The organism is Burkholderia sp. LMU1-1-1.1 (genome assembly GCF_040675865.1).
Lineage (GTDB): Bacteria > Pseudomonadota > Gammaproteobacteria > Burkholderiales > Burkholderiaceae_D > Rugamonas.
Window position 1 is genome coordinate 190962 of record NZ_JBEGHG010000045.1, and the last position, 20563, is coordinate 211524.

The following is a 20563-nucleotide window of genomic DNA, read 5'->3' on the forward strand; positions in this document are numbered from 1 at the left end:
GCCGGCAGACTCATCAATACGATTGATCCAATATAAGTGCCGTCTTTTATTCAACAAATTTAGCGACTTGGTAGCTTGGCAATGCGGAAGAACACGGACTTCTTAATTACGTTCTTGTAAAAGTTATCGTTAGAACGGAATATCGTCATCCATATCCGAGAAATTCGGCGCTGGCTTTGGTGCCGGGCGCGGCGCTGGAGGGGCCATTTGCGGACGCGGAGCCGGAGCCTGGCGCTGCGGCGGGGCCGATTCGTAGCCGCCGCCATCATCCATGCCGCCGCCATCGCCCATGCCTTGACGGCCACCCAGCATTTGCATCTGCTCGGCGATGATGTCGGTCGCGTATTTCTCTACGCCGTCCTTGTCGGTGTACTTGCGGGTCTGCAGACGGCCTTCAACATAGACCGACGAACCCTTCTTCAGGTACTGGCCGACGATTTCCGCCAGGCGGCCGAAGAACGAGATGCGGTGCCATTCGGTTTGCTCTTTCTGCTCGCCGGTGTTGCGGTCCTTCGATTTGTACGATGTCGCCACGGCAATGTTGGCGATCGCGTCACCGCTAGGCATGTAGCGAATTTCCGGATCGCGACCCAGATTGCCGACGATGATGACTTTGTTGACTGATGCCATTTATAAAACTCCTGAGTAACGACGGCCGCGCAGGGCGGGCTGTTTGTCTGATGCTAAACGACGATTATAGCATCGCCGCTGGCCCAAATCCGCGTCCTTGGCGGCGCTTGGCGGATTACGGCGTTCCGCCTAATCCGCCCTACGTGTCTCCGTAGCTGATCCGCAACCGTTTGCCGACGTTCGCTTTAGCGGGTTGAAACGCCGCAAGAAAATACTGGTATTATATACAGTGTCAAGCCCGGCGCGCGCGATGTAGATCAAGCCCGGCGCATATATACCCAAACCCGGCTATAGTGACGGGTTGACTCTAAAGGCCAAAATTAATGGAACAGATCCGCATCCGCGGCGCACGCACGCACAACCTCAAAAACATCAACCTCGACCTTCCGCGCAACAAGCTGATCGTGATCACCGGGCTGTCCGGCTCCGGCAAATCGTCGCTCGCCTTCGATACGCTGTACGCCGAGGGCCAGCGCCGCTATGTGGAGTCGCTGTCGGCCTACGCCCGCCAGTTCCTGCAGCTGATGGAAAAACCCGACGTCGATCTGATCGAAGGCCTGTCGCCGGCGATTTCGATCGAGCAGAAAGCCACTTCGCACAATCCGCGTTCGACCGTCGGCACCGTGACCGAGATCCACGATTATCTGCGCCTGCTGTACGCGCGCGTCGGCACGCCTTATTGCATCAACCATCCGGACCAGGCGCTGGCCGCGCAGACGGTGTCGCAGATGGTCGACGCGGTGCTGGCCATGCCCGACGATACCAAGTTGATGATCCTGGCGCCGGTGGTGGCCAACCGCAAGGGCGAGCATTCCGACCTGTTCGAACAGATGCAGGCGCAGGGCTTCGTGCGCTTCCGCGTGCAGAGCGGCACGCACGACGCGAAGATCTATGAAGTCGACGATCTGCCCAAGCTGAAGAAAACCGAGAAGCACACCATCGACGTGGTGATCGACCGCGTGAAGGTGACCGCCGAGATCAAACAACGCTTGGCCGAGAGCTTCGAGACCGCGCTGCGCCTGGCCGACGGCCGCGCCGTGGCGCTGGAGATGGACAGCGGCACGGAGCACGTCTACTCCAACAAATTCGCCTGCAACACCTGCGGCTATTCGCTGCAGGAGCTGGAGCCGCGCCTGTTCTCGTTCAATAACCCGATGGGCGCGTGCCCGGAGTGCGACGGCCTCGGCCACATCGAGTTCTTCGATCCGAAGCGCATCGTCGCCTTCCCGAACCTGTCGCTGGCCTCCGGCGCCGTCAAGGGGTGGGATCGCCGCAACCAGTTCTACTTCCAGATGCTGTCCAACCTGGCGGCGTACTATGAGTTCGATCTGGACCTGCCGTACGAGCAGCTGCCGAAGACCGCGCAGGAAGTGATCCTGCACGGCTCGGGCAAGACGCACATCCCGTTCACGTATGTGAATGAGCGCGGCCGCACCGTCGTCAAGGAACACGCGTTCGAGGGCGTGGTGACCAATCTGGCGCGCCGCTACCGCGAGACCGATTCGATGGCCGTCAAGGAGGAACTGGCGAAGTTCATCAACGAGAAGAAGTGCCCTTCATGCGAAGGCGCGCGCCTGCGCATCGAGGCGCGCTACGTCAAGGTCGGCACCGGCAAGCAGGAAAAGGCCATCTACGAGATCGCCGAGAAGCCGCTGCGCGAAACGCTGTCGTTCTTCGAGCAGCTCAAGCTCAAGGGCGCGAAGAAGGAGATCGCCGACCGCGTGGTCAAGGAGATCATCTCGCGCCTGCAATTCCTCAACAACGTCGGCCTGGATTACCTGTCCCTGGACCGCAGCGCCGACACGCTGTCGGGCGGCGAGGCGCAGCGCATCCGCCTGGCGTCGCAGATCGGCTCCGGCCTGACGGGCGTGATGTATGTGCTCGATGAGCCGTCGATCGGCCTGCACCAGCGCGACAACGACCGCCTGATCGAGACGCTCAAGCACCTGCGCGACATCGGCAACAGCGTGCTGGTGGTGGAGCACGACGAGGACGCGATCCGCACCGCCGACTTCATCGTCGACATGGGCAAGGGTGCCGGCGTGCATGGCGGCGACATCATCGCCCAGGGCACGCTGAAGGACATCCTGAAGAACAAGCAGTCGCTGACGGCGCAGTACCTGAACGGCACGATGAAGATCGCGGTGCCGAAGAAGCGCCACATCGCCGATCCGGACAAGCAGCTGGTCATCACCGGCGCCACCGGTAACAACCTGAAGAAGGTCAACCTGCACCTGCCGGTGGGCCTGATGACGTGCGTGACCGGCGTCTCCGGTTCCGGCAAATCGTCGCTGATCAACGATACGCTGTATCCGGCGCTGTCGCGCCACCTGTACGGATCACAAACCGAGCCATCGCCGCACGACACCATCAGCGGCCTGGAACACTTCGACAAGGTCATCGCCGTCGACCAGGCGCCGATCGGCCGCACGCCGCGCTCCAATCCGGCGACGTACACCGGTTTGTTCACGCCGATCCGCGATCTGTTCTCGACGGTGCCGGTAGCCAAGGAGCGCGGTTACAGCGCCGGCCGGTTCTCGTTCAACGTCAAGGGCGGCCGCTGCGAGGCGTGCCAGGGCGATGGCGTGATCAAGGTGGAGATGCACTTCCTGCCGGACGTCTACGTGCCGTGCGACGTCTGCCACGGCAAGCGCTATAACCGCGAGACGCTGGAAGTCCAGTACAAGGGCAAGAACATCACGGAGATCCTCGACATGACGGTGGAGGACGCGCACGAGTTCTTCAAGCCGGTGCCGCTGATCGCGCGCAAGCTGCATACGCTGCTGGACGTGGGCCTGGGCTACATCAAGCTGGGCCAGAGCGCGACCACCTTGTCGGGCGGCGAGGCGCAGCGCGTCAAGCTGTCGCTGGAGCTGTCCAAGCGCGACACCGGCCGCACCTTGTACATCCTGGACGAGCCGACCACCGGCCTGCACTTCCACGATATCGATCTGCTGCTGAAGGTGATCCACCGTCTGCGCGACCAGGGCAACACGCTGGTCATCATCGAGCACAATCTGGATGTGATCAAGACGGCCGACTGGATCGTCGATCTGGGACCGGAGGGTGGCGCGGGCGGCGGCAAGATCATCGCCGCCGGCACGCCGGAGGATGTGGCCAAGAACCCGGCCAGCGTCACCGGCAAGTACCTGGTGCCGCTGCTGAAGTAACCACTTAGAAGTAAACCATGAAACGGGAGCTCCCTCTCTCACCGCTCGATCAGATGATCGACATCGTCAGCCGGTTCGCGCATGACGACGAGCGGTACGAGACGGTGATCCCGTTTTTGTCGCTGCTGCGGTCCTCGCGGCCGACACCTGTCACGCGCGGGGTGCTCAAGCCCTCATGCTGCGTGATTCTTCAAGGCGGCAAGCGCATTCATCTCGGGACCGATGTTCTCGACTACGGTCCCGGTGAATATCTTGTGGTGTCGGTCGACTTGCCGGCTTCCGGGCAGGTGCTCAACGCCACGCCGGGCCGGCCCTATCTGCTGCTGAACATCGAATTCGATCCCCGGGAAATCGCCGCCATCGTGGCCGAGGCGCGCATCGCGATGGCCGATGACGCGCAGCCGGTGCGCGGGGCGTTCGTCGGCAAATCCGATGCCGGCCTGCTGGAAGCGTTGAACAAACTGGTTCGCCTGCTGGATGCGCCGGCGGCGGAGGCGGCTTTTCTGGCGGTGGGATTGAAGCGGGAAATCATCTACCGCCTGCTGACCGGGGAATACGGACGGCAGCTGTATCAGAACGTAGTGCTCGACCAGCAGGATCGCGGCATCAGCAAGGCGATCGCGTGGCTCAAGGACCGTTTCGACCAGCCGGTCAAGGTGGAAGATCTGGCGCAGGCCACCAATATGAGCGTCTCCAGCCTGCACCACCGCTTCAAGGCGGTGACGACGATGGGGCCGATGCAGTACCAGAAGCAGTTGCGCCTTCAGGCGGCGCGCACCTTGCTGCTCAATGGCGATATCGACGCCGGCACCGCCGCCTACAAGGTCGGCTACGAAAGCCAGTCCCAGTTCAGCCGCGAGTACCGGCGCCTGTTCGGCGCCCCGCCGATGCAGGATGTGAAGAAGCTGCGCGCTTAGCTAGCGGTCACCGTCCGCTTCTCGTCCGCCACCCAGTCCTTGACGTGCTTTTCCAGCACGTCCATCGGCAGCGCGCCCGCGCCCAGCACCTGGTCGTGGAACTTGCGGATGTCGAAGCCGGCGCCCAGCTCCTTGCGGGCGTAGTCGCGCAGTTCAAGAATCTTCAGCTGGCCGATCTTGTAGCCCAGCGCCTGGCCCGGCCAGACGATGTAGCGGTCGGTCTCGCTCTGCACGTCCACTTCCTCGATGCCGGAATGGTCGTGGAAGAAGTCCACCACCTGCTGGCGGTTCCACTGTTTGTAGTGCAGGCCCGTGTCCACCACCAGGCGGATCGCGCGCAGCATCTCGTCCTGCAGATGGCCGTAGTAACTGTATGGGTCCTTGAAGAAGCCCAGCTCCTCCCCCAGACGTTCCGAGTACAACGCCCAGCCCTCGGCGTAGGCGGTGTAGTTGCCCTGCTGGCGGAACATTGGCAGACCTTCGATCTCCTGCGCGATCGACAGCTGCATGTGGTGGCCCGGCACGCCCTCGTGCAGCGCCGTCGTCTCGATGCCGATGGTGGAGCGGTCCTTGAATTCGCCGGTGTTGACCATCACGCGGCCGGGGCGCTTGCCGTCCGGCGAACCTGGCATGTAGGCGGCTGCGGAAGCGCCCTTCTCACGGAACTCCTCGACCTTGATGATCTCCACCTTCGCCTTCGGCAGCACCCCGAACTGCTGCGGCAATTGGGTGTACATCTGGTCCGTGTATTTCTGATACAGGTCGATGATCTCCTGGCGCGATTTCGGATGCGTGGCCGGGTTGGCGGCCAGCGCCTTGTTGAAGGTCTTCAGATCCTTGAAGCCCAGCTTTTGCGCGGTCTCCAGCATCTGCCCCTCGATGCGAGCGACCTCGGACAGGCCCAGTTGATGGATCTCCTCCGGCGACATGTCGGTCGTGGTCGAATTTTTCGCCTTGAAGGCGTAGCGCGCCGCGCCGTCCGGCAGCGACCACATGCCCACTTCCTTGCGGCCGTGCGGCAGGTATTTGGTCTTGGTGTAGACCGCCAGCTTTTTATACGCTGGGTTGACGTGGGTGCGCACGGCCGCCAGCACTTCCTTGCTCAGGCGCGCCTTGTCGGCGGCCGAAAACTCCTTCGGGAATTTCTTCAACGGCTCGGCGAACGGCGACTTGGCCGGCGCCATCGCCGCCACGTCCTCGCACTGCTTGACGATCTTCGGGATCAGGAATTGCGGAGGCATCAGCTTGTCGCCAACGCCCTTCTCCATCTGCACGCGCGTCTCGTCGAACAACTTGGGCAGTGATTGCAGGCGCTTGATGTAGTCCTCGTAGTCCTTGACGGTGTCGAAGGGCAGTGCCGAGACGATCATCGGCGCGTCGATGTGGATACCGGAGTTCTGCGCCAGCGGCATCTCCCAGTCCTTGAAGCGGGCGCCGTCGACGTTCTGGCGCAGCTGGCGCACCATCAGTTCGCGGTTCAGTTGCTCCTGCAGCGGGAAGCCGCTGGTGTCGACCGCCTCGAAGCGTTTAAGGAAGTCGCCGCTGGCCTTGATGTCGGCCTCGATGCTCGCCTGCGAGAAGTCGGACCACTTGTCGTTGTAGCGCTTGTCGCCCAGCAGCGACGCCCATTCGGGACTGTTGCGCATCGTGTACTCCCACTGCTCCTTGATCAGGCTATTGAGCGCGGCGCGGCGACCCTCGAGGTCCGGCGCGGCGTTGGTGGACTGGGCGTGGGCCGGGCCAAGCAGCAGGGAAAACAGCAGCGCGCTGGCGACGCCGAGGCGGGTGGTGGTCAGCTTCATGTAGGACTATCCATAAAAAGGGTCGAGCATGCACTGTAAAGGAAGCGGCCGCGCGGCGGCGTGGTTTTGCGACGGATGGCGAAAACACGGCCGCGAAACGCAATTGCGGGCGACAGGCAGAATCAGGCAAAGATCGTGCAGGAACCGCACTAACCCGCGCGTGCCGGGCTTTCTAGAATGGGCACACCTATTCCACCAAGTCGAAACAGGAGCCCAGCCATGCGTAACATCAATCATATCTACATCAACGGACAATTCATCATCCCGCACGGGACGGAGATGGCCGATCTCGTCGATCCCACCACCGGCCAGCTTACGGGCCAGGTGCGCCTGGGCGATGTGGAGGACACGCGCCGCGCCATCGCCGCCGCCAGGGCGGCCTTCCCCGCTTTTTCCCGCACCACCAAGGCGGAACGCGGCGCCTGGCTGCAAAAGCTGCACGACGCCGTGGCCGCGCGCGCGGACGACGCGGCGCGCGCGCTGGTGGAGGAATACGGCGGCCCGCTCAAGACCAGCGTCCGACGGTCGCGCTACACGGCCAAGATGTTCCTGGACGTGAAAAAGGTAATGGAGGATCACGCCTTCGTCAAGACCGTCGGCGTATCGAAGGTGGTGCTGGAACCGGTGGGCGTGGTCGGCATCATCACACCCTGGAATTCGAGCGCCTGGTTCATCGCCAACAAGGTCGCCACCGCCATCGCGGCCGGCTGCACGGTGGTGGTCAAGCCGAGCGAATTGAGCGCGGTGCAGAACCAGATCCTCGCCGAGTGCTTCCACGAGGCCGGGCTGCCGCCGGGGGTCGTCAACATCGTCAATGGACGCGGCGACGTGGTCGGCGCCGAGATCAGCGTCCATCCCGATATCGACAAGATCTCGTTCACCGGCTCCACCCTGGTCGGCAAGACCATCGCGCGGGCGGCGGTCGATACGATGAAGCGCGTGACCCTGGAACTGGGCGGGAAAAGCGCCAACGTGCTGCTCGACGACGCCGACTTCGACAAGGCCATACCGGCCGCGATCCAGGCCTGCTTCATGAACAATGGCCAGGCCTGCATCGCCGGCACGCGCCTGCTGGTGCCGGCGCACCGGCTGGAACAGGTCAAGCGGCTGGCCAAGGCGGCCGCCGAGGCGGTGACGGTGGGCGATCCGCGCGACGCCGGCGTGGCGCTGGGACCGATCGTCACCAGCAAGCAGTATGAGCGCGTGCAGCGTTACATCCGCATCGGCATCGAGGAAGGCGCGGAGCTGCTCACCGGCGGGCCGGGCAAGCCACAAGGGCTGGAGGCGGGCTACTTCGTCAAGCCGACCGTGTTCGCCAATGTCACGCCATCGATGACCATCGCCAGGGAGGAGATCTTCGGACCGGTGCTGTCGATCCTCACCTATGAAACCGAGGACGAGGCGGTCGCCATCGCCAACGATACGCCGTATGGCTTGCAGGCCTATGTCAGCTCGACCGACCTGACGCGCGCCAACCGCGTGGCCGGGCGCCTGATCGCTGGACGGGTGCATATCAACGGCGTGCACGACGACTTGATCGCGCCGTTCGGCGGGTTCAAGCAGTCGGGGATCGGCCGCGAGTTCGGTCCCTACGGACTCGATTCGTATCTGGAGCCGAAGGTCATCCTTGGCGAAGCAGCGCAGTATCCGGACTGAGGTCGAGCAGGTCGTCGACGTGATGGAAGATCCGTTGCGGATGTTGGGCGGCCAGCGCGTCGACGTGGTTGAAGCCCCACGCCACGGCGCCGAAGTCGATACCGGCGTCGGCGGCCGCCTTGGCGTCGCGGATCTCGTCGCCGATCAGCATCGCGTGTTCCGGCGCGGTACCGGTGGCGGCGAGCACCCTGCGTATCTTGGACGGCTTGCCGAACAGGGAGGCGCCGCATTCCACATGACTGAACAGGGCAAGCAGCTCCGGCCCGAGGACGGCGCGCACGTTGCCCGGTGAGTTGGAGGTGACGATGGTCAGCGCCACGCGTTGCGCGTGCAGCGCAAGCAGCGCCTGACCGATGCCGGTGAACAGTTTGATGTTGCCGATATCGTCGGCCATGCGGACGCGCATGAAGCGCGCGATGGCTGGCACTTTCCATAAAGGTACGTCGTGATGCGCCATGATCTGGCGGGCGTCGAGGCCGCGCAGGACGTCCTGGCGTTCGCGGTCGAGGCGTTTGAAGCCGTACTTGTCGGCGGCCTGATCGAACACGCGCACGAAGCTGGGGAAGGTATCGGCCAGCGTGCCGTCGAAATCGAAGATGAGGAGCTTGCTGGACATAGAAAACACGTAGGGCGGATTAGCGTAGCGTAATCCGCCAATGCATGCGCCGTCAACGGCTCGAAGATGGCGGATTACGGCGTTCCGCCTAATCCGCCCTACGTGGTTTCCCGTTCATTGATGCCGTTCGGCCGAATGAACGGTCTTTTGCTTAGTTGGCCAGGCGCTGTTCCAGCTCGGCTTTCACAGCGGTCAGTTCCTTCGGCAGGTGGTAGGCCAGCTTGGTGAACAGCTCTTCGTGCAGCTTGAGCTCTTCACGCCAGGCGTCCTTGTCAATCGAGGTGATCGTTTCGAACTCCTCCGGCGAGAACGGGATGCCGTCCCACTTCAAGTCGCCAAAGCGCGGGGTCGTGCCGAAGATGTTTTCGATGCCGCCGGCGCTGCCTTCGATGCGTTCCAGCATCCACTTCAGCACGCGCATGTTGTCGCCGAAGCCAGGCCAGACGAAGTGGCCCTGGTCGTCGGTGCGGAACCAGTTGACGCAGTAGATCTTCGGCAGGGTGGCGGCGTTGACCTTGCCGAGCTTTTCGCCCAGGTTCAGCCAGTGCTGGAAGTAGTCGCTCATGTTGTAGCCCATGAACGGCAGCATCGCGAACGGGTCGCGGCGCACGACGCCCATCTGGCCGGCGGCGGCGGCGGTCGTTTCCGAACCCATCGTCGCGGCCATGTAGACGCCCTCAACCCAGTTGCGCGCTTCGGTGACGAGCGGCACGGTGGTCGAGCGGCGGCCGCCGAAGATAAAGGCCGAAATCGGCACGCCGGCCGGGTCGTCCCAGGCGGCGTCGATCACCGGGTTCTGCGTCGCGGCGACGGTGAAGCGCGCGTTCGGATGCGCGGCCTTGGTGCCGGACGTCGGCGTCCAGTCCTTGCCCTGCCAGTCGATCAGGTGCGACGGCGCTTCCTTGGTCAGGCCTTCCCACCAGACGTCGCCATCGTCGGTCAGCGCGACGTTGGTGAAGATGGTGTTCTCGCGCATCGAGGCCATGCAGTTGAAGTTGGTCTTTTCGTTGGTGCCCGGGGCAACGCCGAAGTAGCCCGCTTCCGGATTGATCGCGTACAGGCGGCCGTCGGCGCCCGGCTTGATCCAGGCGATGTCGTCGCCGATGGTGGTCACTTTCCAGCCGTCGAAGCTCGCCGGCGGAATCAGCATGGCGAAGTTGGTCTTGCCGCAGGCCGACGGGAAGGCCGCCGCGACGTAGTGCTTCTTGCCTTCAGGCGATTCGACGCCGAGGATCAGCATGTGTTCGGCCAGCCAGCCCATGCCGTCCTTGGCCGCGTCCTGATGGCCCATGTTGGAGGCGATGCGCAGCGCGAAGCATTTCTTGCCCAGCAGCGCGTTGCCGCCGTAGCCCGAACCGTAGGACCAGATTTCGCGGGTCTCAGGGTAGTGGACGATGTACTTGGTCGGATTGCATGGCCATGCCACGTCTTTTTGGCCGGCCTTGAGCGGCGCGCCGACGGTGTGCACGCACGGCACGAACTCGCCGTCGGTGCCCAGCACGTCATAGACGGCCTTGCCCATGCGCGTCATGATGCGCATGTTGACGGCGACGTAAGGTGAGTCGGACAGTTCGACGCCGATGTGCGCGATCGGCGAGCCCAGCGGACCCATCGAGAACGGCACGACGTACATCGTGCGGCCGACCATGCAACCGTCGAACAACGGGTTCAGGGTCGCGCGCATTTCGGCGGGCGCCATCCAGTTGTTGGTCGGGCCGGCTTCTTCCTTGGTGTTGGAGCAGATATAGGTGCGGTCTTCGACACGGGCGACGTCGGTCGGGTCCGAGCAGGCGAGGTAGGAATTCGGACGCTTTTCCTGGTTCAGCTTTTTCATGGTGCCGGCGGCGACCATTTCGGCGCACAGGCGGTCGTACTCTTCCTGCGAGCCGTCGCACCAGTAGATGCGGTCCGGCTTGGTCAACGCGGCGATCTCCGCCACCCAATTGATCAGTTTTTGTTGTTTGATGTAAGCTGGGACGTTCAATGTGGCAACGCCACCCATGACGGGCTGATTCATAGTACCTCCAATACAATTAAGAATTCTGGTCTACGCGGCAGGATCGTCGTCAGCTTGTGGCTTGCGCTCGGAAGCCCATTCGAAATGGGTCGGCGGGTCACGGCGGTCTTGTCGAAAGCGCCAGTGTCTGCACTGGCGCGCAACTCTTTTTGGTGGGGAGTTGTTCATTTTTTGAGCGATTGTACACCCGTCAATAGGCGATTCGACCAAAAATGTAGGAGAATTGGTTGACTAAAGTAGTAAGCTATTCCAGTTCTTTCCGACACTGTTATTTCGCTACGAATTTCATCATAAAATCGGCTAACTCCCATGAAAATCGCTATTCTCGATGATTACCAGAACGCAACCGCAACGCTCGCCTGCTATGATTTATTGCGTGCGCACGAGGTAAAAGTGTTCAATAACACAACAAAAGGGCTGGGTCAGCTGGCAATCCGGCTGGCGCCGTTCGATGCTTTGGTGCTGATACGCGAACGTACTACATTGAATCGGGCGCTCCTGGCCAAGCTGCCGAACCTGAAGCTGATTTCGCAAACCGGCAAGCTGGCGGGCCACGTCGATGTCGCCGCCGCGACCGAGCTGGGCATCGCGATCGCCGAGGGCGTCGGCTCGCCGACCGCACCGGCCGAGCTGACCTGGGCGCTGATCATGGCCGCCGCGCGCAAGATCGTGCCCTACGCGACCAATCTGAAGGATGGGCTGTGGCAGACCGCGTCGGTCAACCCGCAGTTGAACGGTTTGGGCGTGGTGCTCAAGGGACGGACCTTGGGGATTTGGGGCTACGGCAAGATCGGCAAGTTGATCGCCGGCTATGGCCGGGCGTTCGGCATGAAGGTGGAGGTGTGGGGCAGCCAGGCCAGCCGCGACAAGGCCGTGGCCGACGGCCATGCGGCCGCCGCGTCGCGCGAGGCTTTCTTTGCCGGGGCGGATGTGCTGAGCCTGCACCTGCGGCTGCATCCGGACACGCGCGGCATCGTCACGGCGGACGATCTGGCGCGCATGAAGCCGACGGCGCTGTTCGTCAACACCAGCCGCGCCGAGCTGGTGGCGCCCGACGCGCTGGAGCGGGCGCTGAACAAGGGCCGGCCAGGTTACGCGGCGATCGATGTGTTCGAGACCGAGCCCTTGGGGGCGGACTCGCCGCTGTTGCGCATCCCGACCGTGCTGGCGACCCCGCACCTGGGTTACGTGGAGCAGGACAGCTACGAGCTGTACTTCCGCCATGCGTTCCAGAATATCGTCGACTTCGCCGCAGGCAACTGCGACAAAATCAACAATCCCGACTACAAGGCCAACGCCAGGCTTTAAACCAGCCGCAGCACTTCCGACAACGGCCGGCGCGGCTTGCGCGGCCAGTTTAGTGCGATAGTCGGCGAGCTGGCCGACGATGATGAGAGATGAGCGCGAAGGATGGCTGTGTCATGATTTTTCTTTCGGAAAAGTTGGATTAGATGATGGTGTCGACCACCCCGCCATCGACCCGCAGCGCGGCACCCGTGGTGGCGGAGGCTTGTTCGGAGCTGACGTAGACGATCATGTTGGCCACCTCCTCCACCGTCGCCGCGCGCCGGATGATGGACGAGCCGCGATGGGCGACAACGAAGTCGGCGGCCACCTTCTCCAGGCTCTCGCCCGACTGTTCGACCTGCTCCTTGAGCATCTCGGCGACGCCCTCCGACAAGGTCGGGCCCGGCAGCACCGAGTTGACCGTCACGCCGGTGCCGGCGAGGCGCTTGGCCAAGCCGCGCGAGACGGCCAGTTGCGCCGCCTTGGTCACGCCGTAATGGATCATGTCGGCAGGAATATTAATCCCCGATTCGGAGGAAATGAACACGATGCGCCCCCAGCCGCGCGCGGCCATCCCCAACGCGTAATTCCGCGACAAACGCACGCCGGACATCACGTTGGTCTGGAAGATGCGGTCCCAATCGCTGTCGGGCGTGTCGAAATAATCGCGTGGCTCGTAGATGCCCAGGTTGTTGATGACGATGTCGAAATCCGGATGCTCGGCCAGCAGGCGCGCGCCGTCCGCCTCGGTCGACAGGTCGCCGGCGAAACCGATGGCCTTGCCGCCGCCGTCGATATCGCCCAGACGCTGCAATGCCGCCTTGACGCCGGCGTCGCTGCGGCCGTTGATGACGACCTGCGCGCCGGCGGCGAGGAAGCCCTTGGCGGCCGCGAAGCCGATACCGTTGGTCGAACCGGTAACCAATACTTTTCGATTGCTGAAGTTGATGTTCATAGCGTCCACCTTGTTCATAAATGGTTGGGATCCACCCGGCTGGATGGCTTGCCACCATTGTATTTATGTTGTCCGAGCTTGATAATCCATCGGTTCAGCAAATTACTTTTTGAGATAATCGAAAGATGGACCAAATCGACGCCCTGCGCCTGTTGATCGAGGTGGCGGAAAAAGGCAGCTTTTCGGCGGTCGCGCGCAACCGCGCCATTGCCACCTCGACCGTGACCTTGGCGATCAACCAGCTCGAGCAGGTATTCGGCACCCGGTTGATGGCGCGCTCGACCCGTCGCCTGACTTTCACCCACGAGGGCGAAAGCCTGCTGTCCGACGCCCGCCGTATCGTGGCCGAATGGGATGGCGCCGTGCTACGGCTGCGCCAAGGCAACGAGCTGTCCGGGCCGATCAAGGTCACGGCCACCAACGACTTCGGCCGCTCCCAGCTGCGGCCGCTGCTGGACGCTTTCCAGCGGCGCTATCCGAAAGTGCATATCAGCCTGATACTCAACGACAGCGTGGTCAACCTGATCGACGAGCACGTGGACCTGGCGCTGCGTTACGGTCCGTTGCAGGACTCGGGCTTGCAGGCGCGGTTGCTGCTACCTGGCAAGCGCATGGTGTGCGCCGCGCCAGCCTATTGGGACCGTCACGGACGGCCGGCCCATCCGGGCGAGCTGGCCGGGCACAATTGCCTGGTGCTGGCGCGCTCCGGCGCGCCGCTGACGGTGTGGAATTTCCGCGACGGCGGCAAGCCGTTCAGCGTGCGCGTGCATGGCGACCGCCAGGCCAGCGACGGCGCCGTGCCGCGCGAATGGGCGCTCGAAGGCGTTGGGGTGATTCTGAAAAACCGCCAGGACATCCAGAAGGAACTCGACAGCGGCGCGCTGGAAAGCGTGCTGGACGATTTCGCGGCCGGGCCGATCGACCTGTACGCGGTCTATCCGGGCGGCCCGCCGAGCCGGCGCGTGGCGGCCCTGGTCGATTTTCTGGCGGACTCGCTCAGGCCGGACGCGGCCGCAGCCGGTGATGACGGCGCCGATCAGTCGGGAACGGACCCGCGTGCCCAGCTTCGGGGTTGATCGCTGAATTAATCGGTTTGTTCCGGCACTTCCGGCAAACCGGTGAGGTTGATGCGCGGCGTCGGCATCACATGCACCTTGTTCCACAGTCCGGCCCAGCCGGGCGGCCAGCCGATCTCCGGTCCCGCGTACGGCGGCAACGTCGCCCTCACCGGTATCACCGGCACCGCCGGCATGTCCGTCAGCGGCCCGCCATCGGGACGCTGCATGTCCAGACTGTACATATACCCTGGCAACAAGGCCTCGCACACGCTGTCGAACCACGCGGTGTGGTCCTCGTCGCGCCCCAGCGCCTGCGCCAGCCCCTGCGGATCGAACCTGGCCAGCGCATGGATCAGTTCCTCGGTGGTGGCGCCAGGCGAATCGCCCCAGCCCATCACCGGATTGACGTTGTAGTCGGCCCCGGAGCCATACCAGCCCTCGCGCCACGAGCGCTGCATCCAGTCGCGCTGGCCGGTGAACAAATGCCAGCGCCAGTGCAAGCCGGACGGCTTGGGCCAGGAATACAAATAGAGCCTTTGATAACCCGCCTTGTGCAACGCGCGCACCACCGCCATCAGCCGCGCGTGGGGCATGCGGTCGGGCGGCGCGCGGCGGAACAGGATCGCCTCGCCATCGGCGAACTGCACCTCGTCGGTCGACAGGTTCAGGTCGAGCGTGCGCGACTCGCTGCCGAAGCGGGCGGAGATCCAGCCGGTCAGCAGATTGACCGACGTGATGACGCCGTAGCCGCGATGGCGGTGAAATATAACGGTTCCTGGAGCGAGGGCTTTCATGGTGTGGAGACGGACAAAAGAAACCAGTGTAGACATAGTATGCCCAAGTTTCCAGCCGGCCGCGCCCTCTTTTTTGCGCTGCGGTGTGTCCGGTGGTTTGGGTTATGATGCAGGTCATTTTCCCCAGCTTGAGCTTTTATTATGACTTTGCGCATCCTCGCCACCGGCGGCACCTTCGACAAACACTACAACGAATTGAACGGCACCCTGGGCTTCGCCGAGAGCCACGTGCCGGCGCTGCTGGCGCGCTGCCGCCTGACCGTCGATGTGGCCCTTGAAACTTTGCCGCTGATGGATTCGCTCGACATGGTCGACGCCGACCGCGAGCGCATCCTGGCCTCGTGCCGCGCCGCGCCGGAGAAGGCGATCGTGATCATCCACGGCACCGACACGATGCCGCAAACGGCCATGGTGCTGGGGCCGGCCGAACTCGGCCAGACGATCGTGCTGACCGGCGCCATGATCCCCTACGAGATCGCCAATTCGGACGCGCTGTTCAACCTCGGCTTCGCCTGCGGCGTGGCGCAAACCTTGCCGCCCGGCGTGTACGTGGCGATGAACGGCAAGATCTTCGCCTGGGATAACGTGCAGAAGAACAAGGCGGCAGGCGTGTTCCAGCCGCTGTAACGTCCAGACGGAAAAAAGCCGCGACATCCTGCGATGTCGCGGCTTTTTTTATCCACACACCTTAGGCTTTCGCTTCGCCGCCCAATGCCTCGACGACGTCGGCCATCAGCTTGTTCAGCTCGCCCGTCATCAGCATGAAGTCGCCGTCGAAACGCTCTTCGTCGTTCTTGGTGCTCGATTCCTTTTCGGCGATCACATCCAGCGGCTTGATGCCCTTGATCGCCAGCGACTCGGTCAGCACGAAGGAAATCTTGCTGTCCCACGTCATCGCCAGACGCGTGCACTGCTTGCCGGCGGCGATGTGGCGGCGCACCTCGTCCGCCTCCAAGGTGTGGCGCACATAGCGCACGGCGGCCTTGCTCTCGCCGGTGGCGCGCAGCTCGGTGTCCATGTCAACCGTGAAACCGGCCGGGGCGTCGTCCGCCTGCAGCCATTCGGTCATCACGCCGACCGGCGAGCGCTGCACGCGCAGGCTTTCCAGCGGCAATTTATCGACGGCCTTGAGCAGCAGCTTGATCACTTCGTCGGCCTTGGCCGGGCTGGCGGCGTCGACCACCAGCCAACCGTTGACCGGATCGATCCAGGTCCAGACGTTGCTGCGGATCGAGAACGCGCGCGGCAGCAGTTCGTCGGCGACGCGCTCTTTCAGCTCTTTCATGGCTTTCTTGCCAGGAGCGAAACCTTGCGCTTCTTCCATCTCGGCCGCGCGGGCCTTGGCGACCTGGTTGATGACGGTCGACGGCAGCAGTTTTTTCTCGGTGCCCAGCAGAATCAGCATTTGCTTGTTCACCACGTGCACCAGGCCGCCGTTCGGGCGCGGCGTGTCCCACCCCTGGCGCAGCAACTCGTTGCTGCTGGCTGGTACGAAGGAGTGGGGAGCGAGGGCTGCTTCCAGTTGTTCAGGGGTGTAGGCCCATGGGGCCGGCAGACGATAAATCTGAAGATTCTTGAACCACATGAGTGTTGCCTTGTCCTAAAGTGAAAATGCCAGGGAACGACATTTTACACGCTGGCGGCCGGCCTAGGTTGCTATCCGCGCCGCCCACCGGCCAGGACCGCAATTGAGCGAGGCATCGCGAATCAGCAAACAGTCGGTTGATCGTGCGGCCGACATCGCGCTTGCGCTAAGGTCGTCTGGCGGCTGATCGACTACGCGCCGCCCTGACCGTCGGGCACGGTCCAGCGCATCGCTTCCAGGTCCAGGCCGCATAAGTTTTTCAAGTCGTGGTGGGCCGCATACGCGTCCACGCGCGCCTGGTAGTCTTGCCGGGCCGGGAAGTCGAAGCGCCAGTCGGGCGGATTGAAAGTCGAGAAACCGTTGATAGTGGGCAGGTTGATATATTCCGCGATCAGCATCGCGTCAACGTTGGAGCGGTAGTACTGCACCTCGGGGGGGCTGTCGCCCGGGCGCGCCGGACGTGGGTCGAGCACATAAAACGCCCGACAAATCGCGGGCGGCGCCGGTACCGCCGTCAGCAACGCCATGACTGGCCTACGGTCGACAAATACCGCGTCGGCGCGGTTGAGCTGCTCGCCCACCAGCAGCAAGGTGCACAGCGCCAATAGCGCTCCCGCCGCCAAGCGCCGCCGCTGCTGCCAAGCCGACAGAAACACCATCGCTACTGCGGTCACCGGAAACACCAGAAACACCATCCACCGCGAAATCACGCGCACGCCCTTGGCGCCCGGCACAAGGTGATACACCATCCCGTAAGCCGAAACACCATTGATTTTCAGCAGCAGCAACCAGATCGCCAGCGCCGCGAGCGCGCCGGCCAACACCAGCCGCAGCACGCCGTCAACGCGCCGGCAACACAGCCATACGCTGCCGGCCAGAAAGGCCAGCACCAGCAGTGGCGGCATGCCCATCTGGTTTTCGGAAAAATTCAGCGGGAAATCGATGCGCGCATGCAGCCAGTACACCGCATCGCCCCAAACGTAGTTGAGGGTGCCGATATTAAGGATATCGAACGGCCCCAATGCGTTGGTGAGAACGCTTTGGTAGGGGTGCATGCCGGTCTCGGCGGCCTTGGGCAGGTACACGCTGAGGAAGGGAAGCAACGTCGCCACCTGCAGCGCCAGTACCAGCACCAGCGCGCGCCTGGTCGGTCCGGAGATGGCCGACCAGCGCGGCAACGCCCGCCGCTGCAGCAGCACCAGGAACACCAGCACCACGAGGGTGTAGAAACTGAAGAACCAAAGCAGGTAATACGCGGTCAACGCCCACACGCCATACAGCAGCGCGAAACATGCGCCATAGCGGCGCAGGCCAGCGGCGTCGTTATCCAGCAAGGCCCGGACCGCAAGGTACAGCAAGGTGGCGGCCGGCGGCACGAAACCGACCGTCAGTAGCTGGGCGTGCAGTAGGTGTACAACCACGTTGTTGCTGACGGTAAAAATTACCCCTCCCAGCACCGCATAGCCGAACCGCAGCCGCAACACGCGGCACCCGAACCAGTAAAACCCCAGGAACGCGATCACCTTCATCGCCAGATTCACCAACATGGCCGCCAGCAGCGGATCCGCCCCGGCCAGACGGCCGCACGAATAGATCAGCCCATATGCCAGATAACCATCGTTGTATCCGAGCGTTTTGGCGTAGGGGTAGAAATAATGGACGCTGTTCCAATGCGCCAGGCCACGCACCACGTTGTACCAGTGTTCCAGCAAGGCCGTTTCGATCAGGCTGTCGTAGCGGTCGCCGAACACGTGACTGAACCCATTGCCCCAGTTGGCGCGGAACAGCCAGGCGAGTAGCGCGACTTGGACCAGCAGCAAGATCATCCAACGGAGGTAGCGCCGGCTGTCCGCCTTGCGCGTCGACGATGACGCATTGAATACTTGCTGCATAAAATATATTAGTGACAATTAATTAACCGGCTATTATATTGCCAAATAGAAGCATGCAGATGCCTTTCTAACTGCCTCAACGTTAAGAGGAAATATTATGGCTGCGCGAACAGGTCGCCCTGCACGCCGCGCCGGGCGTGCGTCGCGCCTTCCGGCGGCGGCGGCTCGAGCGTGCTGGCCCGTACGCCCAGCAGCCGCAGGCGCCGCTCCAGCGGCACGCGCTTGAGGCATTCGCGCGCCGCCTGCAGGATGGCGGTCGGCTCGGCCACCGGGTGCGGCAGGGTGACGTTGCGGCTGACGATCTGGAAATCGTCGAAGCGCAGCTTGATGCTGATGGTGCGGCTGACATAGCCCTTGCGCTTGAGGTCGTCCGCCAGCCGGTCGCACAGCGACGTCAGGATGCCCGACAGCGCGCCCCGGTCCTGGCGCGCGTGCAGGTCGCGCTCGAAGGTGGTTTCGCGGCTGATCGACTTGCTCTCGGAGCTGGTGGAGATCTCGCGGTGGTCGATGCCGCGCGCCGCCATGGCCAGCCAGCCCGAGTAATGCGCGCCGAAGTGGTCCTGCAACAGGCCGGCGTCGGCGGCGGCCAGCTGGCCGATGGTTTCTATGCCCAGCGCGGCCAGTTTCTCGGTGGCCTTGGGGCCGATGCCGTTGATCTTGCGCACACCCAGCGGCCAGATGCGCGCCGGAATGTCGTCGTAGCCGAGGATGGTCAGGCCGTTGGGCTTTTCCAGGTCGGAGCAGATTTTCGACAGCAGCTTGTTGGGCGTGATGCCGATCGAGCAGGACAGGCCGGTGGCGTCGCGCACGGCCTGTTTGATTCGCTGCGCCAGCTCCAGCGTTTCACCCTCGACGCGGGTGAGGTCGATATAAATCTCGTCGATGCCCCGGTCCTCGAAGTCGGGCGCGATCGACGCCACGGCGGCCTTGAACAGCCGGGAAAAATGGCGGTAGGCGTCGAAGTTGACCGGCAACAGGATGGCGTCGGGCGCCAGCTTGGCGGCCTTCATCATGCCCATGGCCGAACCCACGCCGAGCGCGCGCGCCTCGTAGGTGGCGGTGGTGATGACGCCACGGCCGACATAGTCGCGCAGGCGGGCGTAGCGGTGCGTGCCGTCCTCCTGCAACACCGGCTGGGCGTCGCGGCCGCCGCCGATCACCACCGGCAGGCCGCGCAGGTCCGGGTAGCGCAACAGCTCCACCGAGGCGTAGAACGCATCCATGTCGAGGTGGGCGATGCGCCGGGTATCGTCAGTCATGTGCCGGGTTTGAGACCAAATTACTGTGAATTCATACAGTATCCACGGAAATTGATCAGGCTGCAAGTCCGGGCTGGCCGTAACGTGCCCGGAACCACTCGGCGCTGGCCGCGTCGGCCGGGAAAAACGATTCCACCCGCAATTCATGCACCGTCACGTCGTGCGGCGTGCCCAAGGTGGCGATGGCGGTGAACAAATTGAGCTCGACGCCGTCCTTGCGTATCGTCACCGGCAAAAACGGCAACGCGCGCCGATCGAGGTTGGGCGCCGCTCCCCTGCCCGCGACGCCGCCGATGCCGGGCAGCGCCAGCAGTTCGTTCAACAGCGTGGTGGCCTCGCTGCCGGGGCCGTCGCTCATCGCCTCGCGCTGTATCCAGTGCAGCAGGTCGGCGGCGACATCCTGCCAGTTGTGCAGGTACTGGCGCACGCCGTCCGGATCGAGCATCAGCTTGAGCACATTGACCGAGCCGTCGGTGGGCAGGGCGGCGTCCGCCGGCAGTCCCAGCAGCCATCGCATCAGGCCGGCGGCCGGACCGTTGGCCATCGCCAGGTTCCACAGCCGGTCCACCACCAGCGCCGGGTACGGCGCCTGTTGCGCCAGCATGAAATCGAGCGCCTGGCGCACCGCGTCCAGCTCCGGATCGGACAGCTTGCGCTCCTGGTAGGCGGGCGCGAAGCCGGCCGCCAGCAGCATGACGTTTCGTTGTCGCAATGGGATCTCCAGCACCATGCCCAGCTTGAGGATCAACTCCTTGCTGGGCTGGGATCGGCCGCTTTCGAGAAAACTGATGTGACGCTGCGAAATCTCGCCCTCGGTCGACAGGCGCAGCTGGCTGTAGCCGCGCTTGCCGCGCCAATAACGCAGCGCCGCCGCGAAATCGCTGAAATACTGGTCCGGCGCGGCGGCTGTGTTCATGGCGTCTCC

Annotated in this window: 16 protein-coding genes; 6 read left to right on the forward strand and 10 right to left on the reverse strand. The window is 63.4% G+C overall.

From position 1 onward, the window contains the following. Positions 1-129 precede the first annotated feature (129 nt). Positions 130-630, reverse strand: coding sequence for a single-stranded DNA-binding protein (ssb, locus tag MRBLMU1_RS24265; protein ID WP_090324618.1), 501 nt, complete (start codon positions 628-630; stop codon positions 130-132). A 323-nt stretch (positions 631-953) separates the two neighbouring features. Here ssb and uvrA point away from each other — a divergent pair, with 323 nt between their 5' ends. Together uvrA and MRBLMU1_RS24275 are read left to right on the forward strand one after the other, a co-directional pair. After that, positions 954-3800, forward strand: a complete 2847-nt coding sequence (gene uvrA / locus MRBLMU1_RS24270; protein WP_363506995.1) for an excinuclease ABC subunit UvrA — start codon at positions 954-956, stop codon at positions 3798-3800. Between the two features lie 17 nt (positions 3801-3817). Next, positions 3818-4717, forward strand: a complete 900-nt coding sequence (locus MRBLMU1_RS24275; protein WP_363506998.1) for an AraC family transcriptional regulator — start codon at positions 3818-3820, stop codon at positions 4715-4717. Here the strand turns inward: MRBLMU1_RS24275 and MRBLMU1_RS24280 are convergent. Further along, positions 4714-6519: a DUF885 domain-containing protein gene (locus MRBLMU1_RS24280; protein ID WP_363507001.1), complete on the reverse strand. Its 1806-nt coding sequence runs from the start codon at positions 6517-6519 to the stop codon at positions 4714-4716. The two genes, MRBLMU1_RS24275 and MRBLMU1_RS24280, sit on opposite strands and share 4 nt — an antisense overlap. Before the next feature lie 219 nt (positions 6520-6738). On the opposite strand from MRBLMU1_RS24280, the gene MRBLMU1_RS24285 reads away from it, so the two are divergent. After that, the gene (locus tag MRBLMU1_RS24285) at positions 6739-8175 is read left to right on the forward strand and encodes an aldehyde dehydrogenase family protein (RefSeq protein WP_363507004.1); all 1437 of its coding nucleotides are present in this window, start codon (positions 6739-6741) and stop codon (positions 8173-8175) included. Here MRBLMU1_RS24285 and MRBLMU1_RS24290 read toward each other — a convergent pair. Then, on the reverse strand, positions 8141-8791 hold the full coding sequence (locus tag MRBLMU1_RS24290; protein ID WP_363507007.1) for an HAD hydrolase-like protein: 651 nt from the start codon (positions 8789-8791) through the stop codon (positions 8141-8143). The two genes, MRBLMU1_RS24285 and MRBLMU1_RS24290, sit on opposite strands and share 35 nt — an antisense overlap. A 151-nt stretch (positions 8792-8942) precedes the next feature. Then, positions 8943-10808: a phosphoenolpyruvate carboxykinase (GTP) gene (locus MRBLMU1_RS24295; RefSeq protein ID WP_363507010.1), complete on the reverse strand. Its 1866-nt coding sequence runs from the start codon at positions 10806-10808 to the stop codon at positions 8943-8945. Between the two features lie 309 nt (positions 10809-11117). On the opposite strand from MRBLMU1_RS24295, the gene MRBLMU1_RS24300 reads away from it, so the two are divergent. Then, the gene (locus MRBLMU1_RS24300) at positions 11118-12116 is read left to right on the forward strand and encodes a D-2-hydroxyacid dehydrogenase family protein (RefSeq protein WP_363507013.1); all 999 of its coding nucleotides are present in this window, start codon (positions 11118-11120) and stop codon (positions 12114-12116) included. 139 nt (positions 12117-12255) lie between these two features. Here MRBLMU1_RS24300 and MRBLMU1_RS24305 read toward each other — a convergent pair whose 3' ends face one another. Beyond that, the gene (locus MRBLMU1_RS24305; protein ID WP_363507016.1) at positions 12256-13050 is read right to left on the reverse strand and encodes an SDR family NAD(P)-dependent oxidoreductase; all 795 of its coding nucleotides are present in this window, start codon (positions 13048-13050) and stop codon (positions 12256-12258) included. A 125-nt stretch (positions 13051-13175) separates the two neighbouring features. Between MRBLMU1_RS24305 and MRBLMU1_RS24310 the strand changes: the two genes are divergently transcribed. Then, complete coding sequence (locus tag MRBLMU1_RS24310) at positions 13176-14126, forward strand: LysR family transcriptional regulator (protein WP_363507019.1); 951 nt, start codon at positions 13176-13178, stop codon at positions 14124-14126. An 8-nt stretch (positions 14127-14134) separates the two neighbouring features. Here MRBLMU1_RS24310 and MRBLMU1_RS24315 read toward each other — a convergent pair whose 3' ends face one another. Further along, positions 14135-14902, reverse strand: coding sequence for an L-asparaginase (locus MRBLMU1_RS24315; RefSeq protein ID WP_363507022.1), 768 nt, complete (start codon positions 14900-14902; stop codon positions 14135-14137). Positions 14903-15043: 141 nt separating this feature from the next. Between MRBLMU1_RS24315 and MRBLMU1_RS24320 the strand changes: the two genes are divergently transcribed. Beyond that, on the forward strand, positions 15044-15529 hold the full coding sequence (locus tag MRBLMU1_RS24320) for an asparaginase domain-containing protein (RefSeq protein ID WP_363507025.1): 486 nt from the start codon (positions 15044-15046) through the stop codon (positions 15527-15529). Between the two features lie 61 nt (positions 15530-15590). On the opposite strand, the gene MRBLMU1_RS24325 is transcribed toward MRBLMU1_RS24320, so the two are convergent. The 4 genes from MRBLMU1_RS24325 to MRBLMU1_RS24340 all read right to left on the reverse strand — a co-directional run bounded on the left by MRBLMU1_RS24325 (position 15591) and on the right by MRBLMU1_RS24340 (position 20554). Next, positions 15591-16487, reverse strand: coding sequence for a recombination-associated protein RdgC (locus MRBLMU1_RS24325; protein ID WP_315216218.1), 897 nt, complete (start codon positions 16485-16487; stop codon positions 15591-15593). A 191-nt stretch (positions 16488-16678) separates the two neighbouring features. Continuing rightward, on the reverse strand, positions 16679-18379 hold the full coding sequence (locus MRBLMU1_RS24330) for a hypothetical protein (RefSeq protein WP_363507028.1): 1701 nt from the start codon (positions 18377-18379) through the stop codon (positions 16679-16681). Between the two features lie 95 nt (positions 18380-18474). Then, positions 18475-19638 carry a DNA polymerase IV gene (gene dinB, locus MRBLMU1_RS24335; RefSeq protein ID WP_363507031.1) on the reverse strand — a complete coding sequence of 388 codons (1164 nt, stop codon included), beginning with the start codon at positions 19636-19638 and terminating at the stop codon, positions 18475-18477. Positions 19639-19693: 55 nt separating this feature from the next. Next, a complete protein-coding gene (locus MRBLMU1_RS24340) occupies positions 19694-20554 on the reverse strand; it encodes a helix-turn-helix domain-containing protein (protein ID WP_363507034.1) in 861 nt (286 codons plus the stop codon). Positions 20555-20563: the final 9 nt, after the last annotated feature.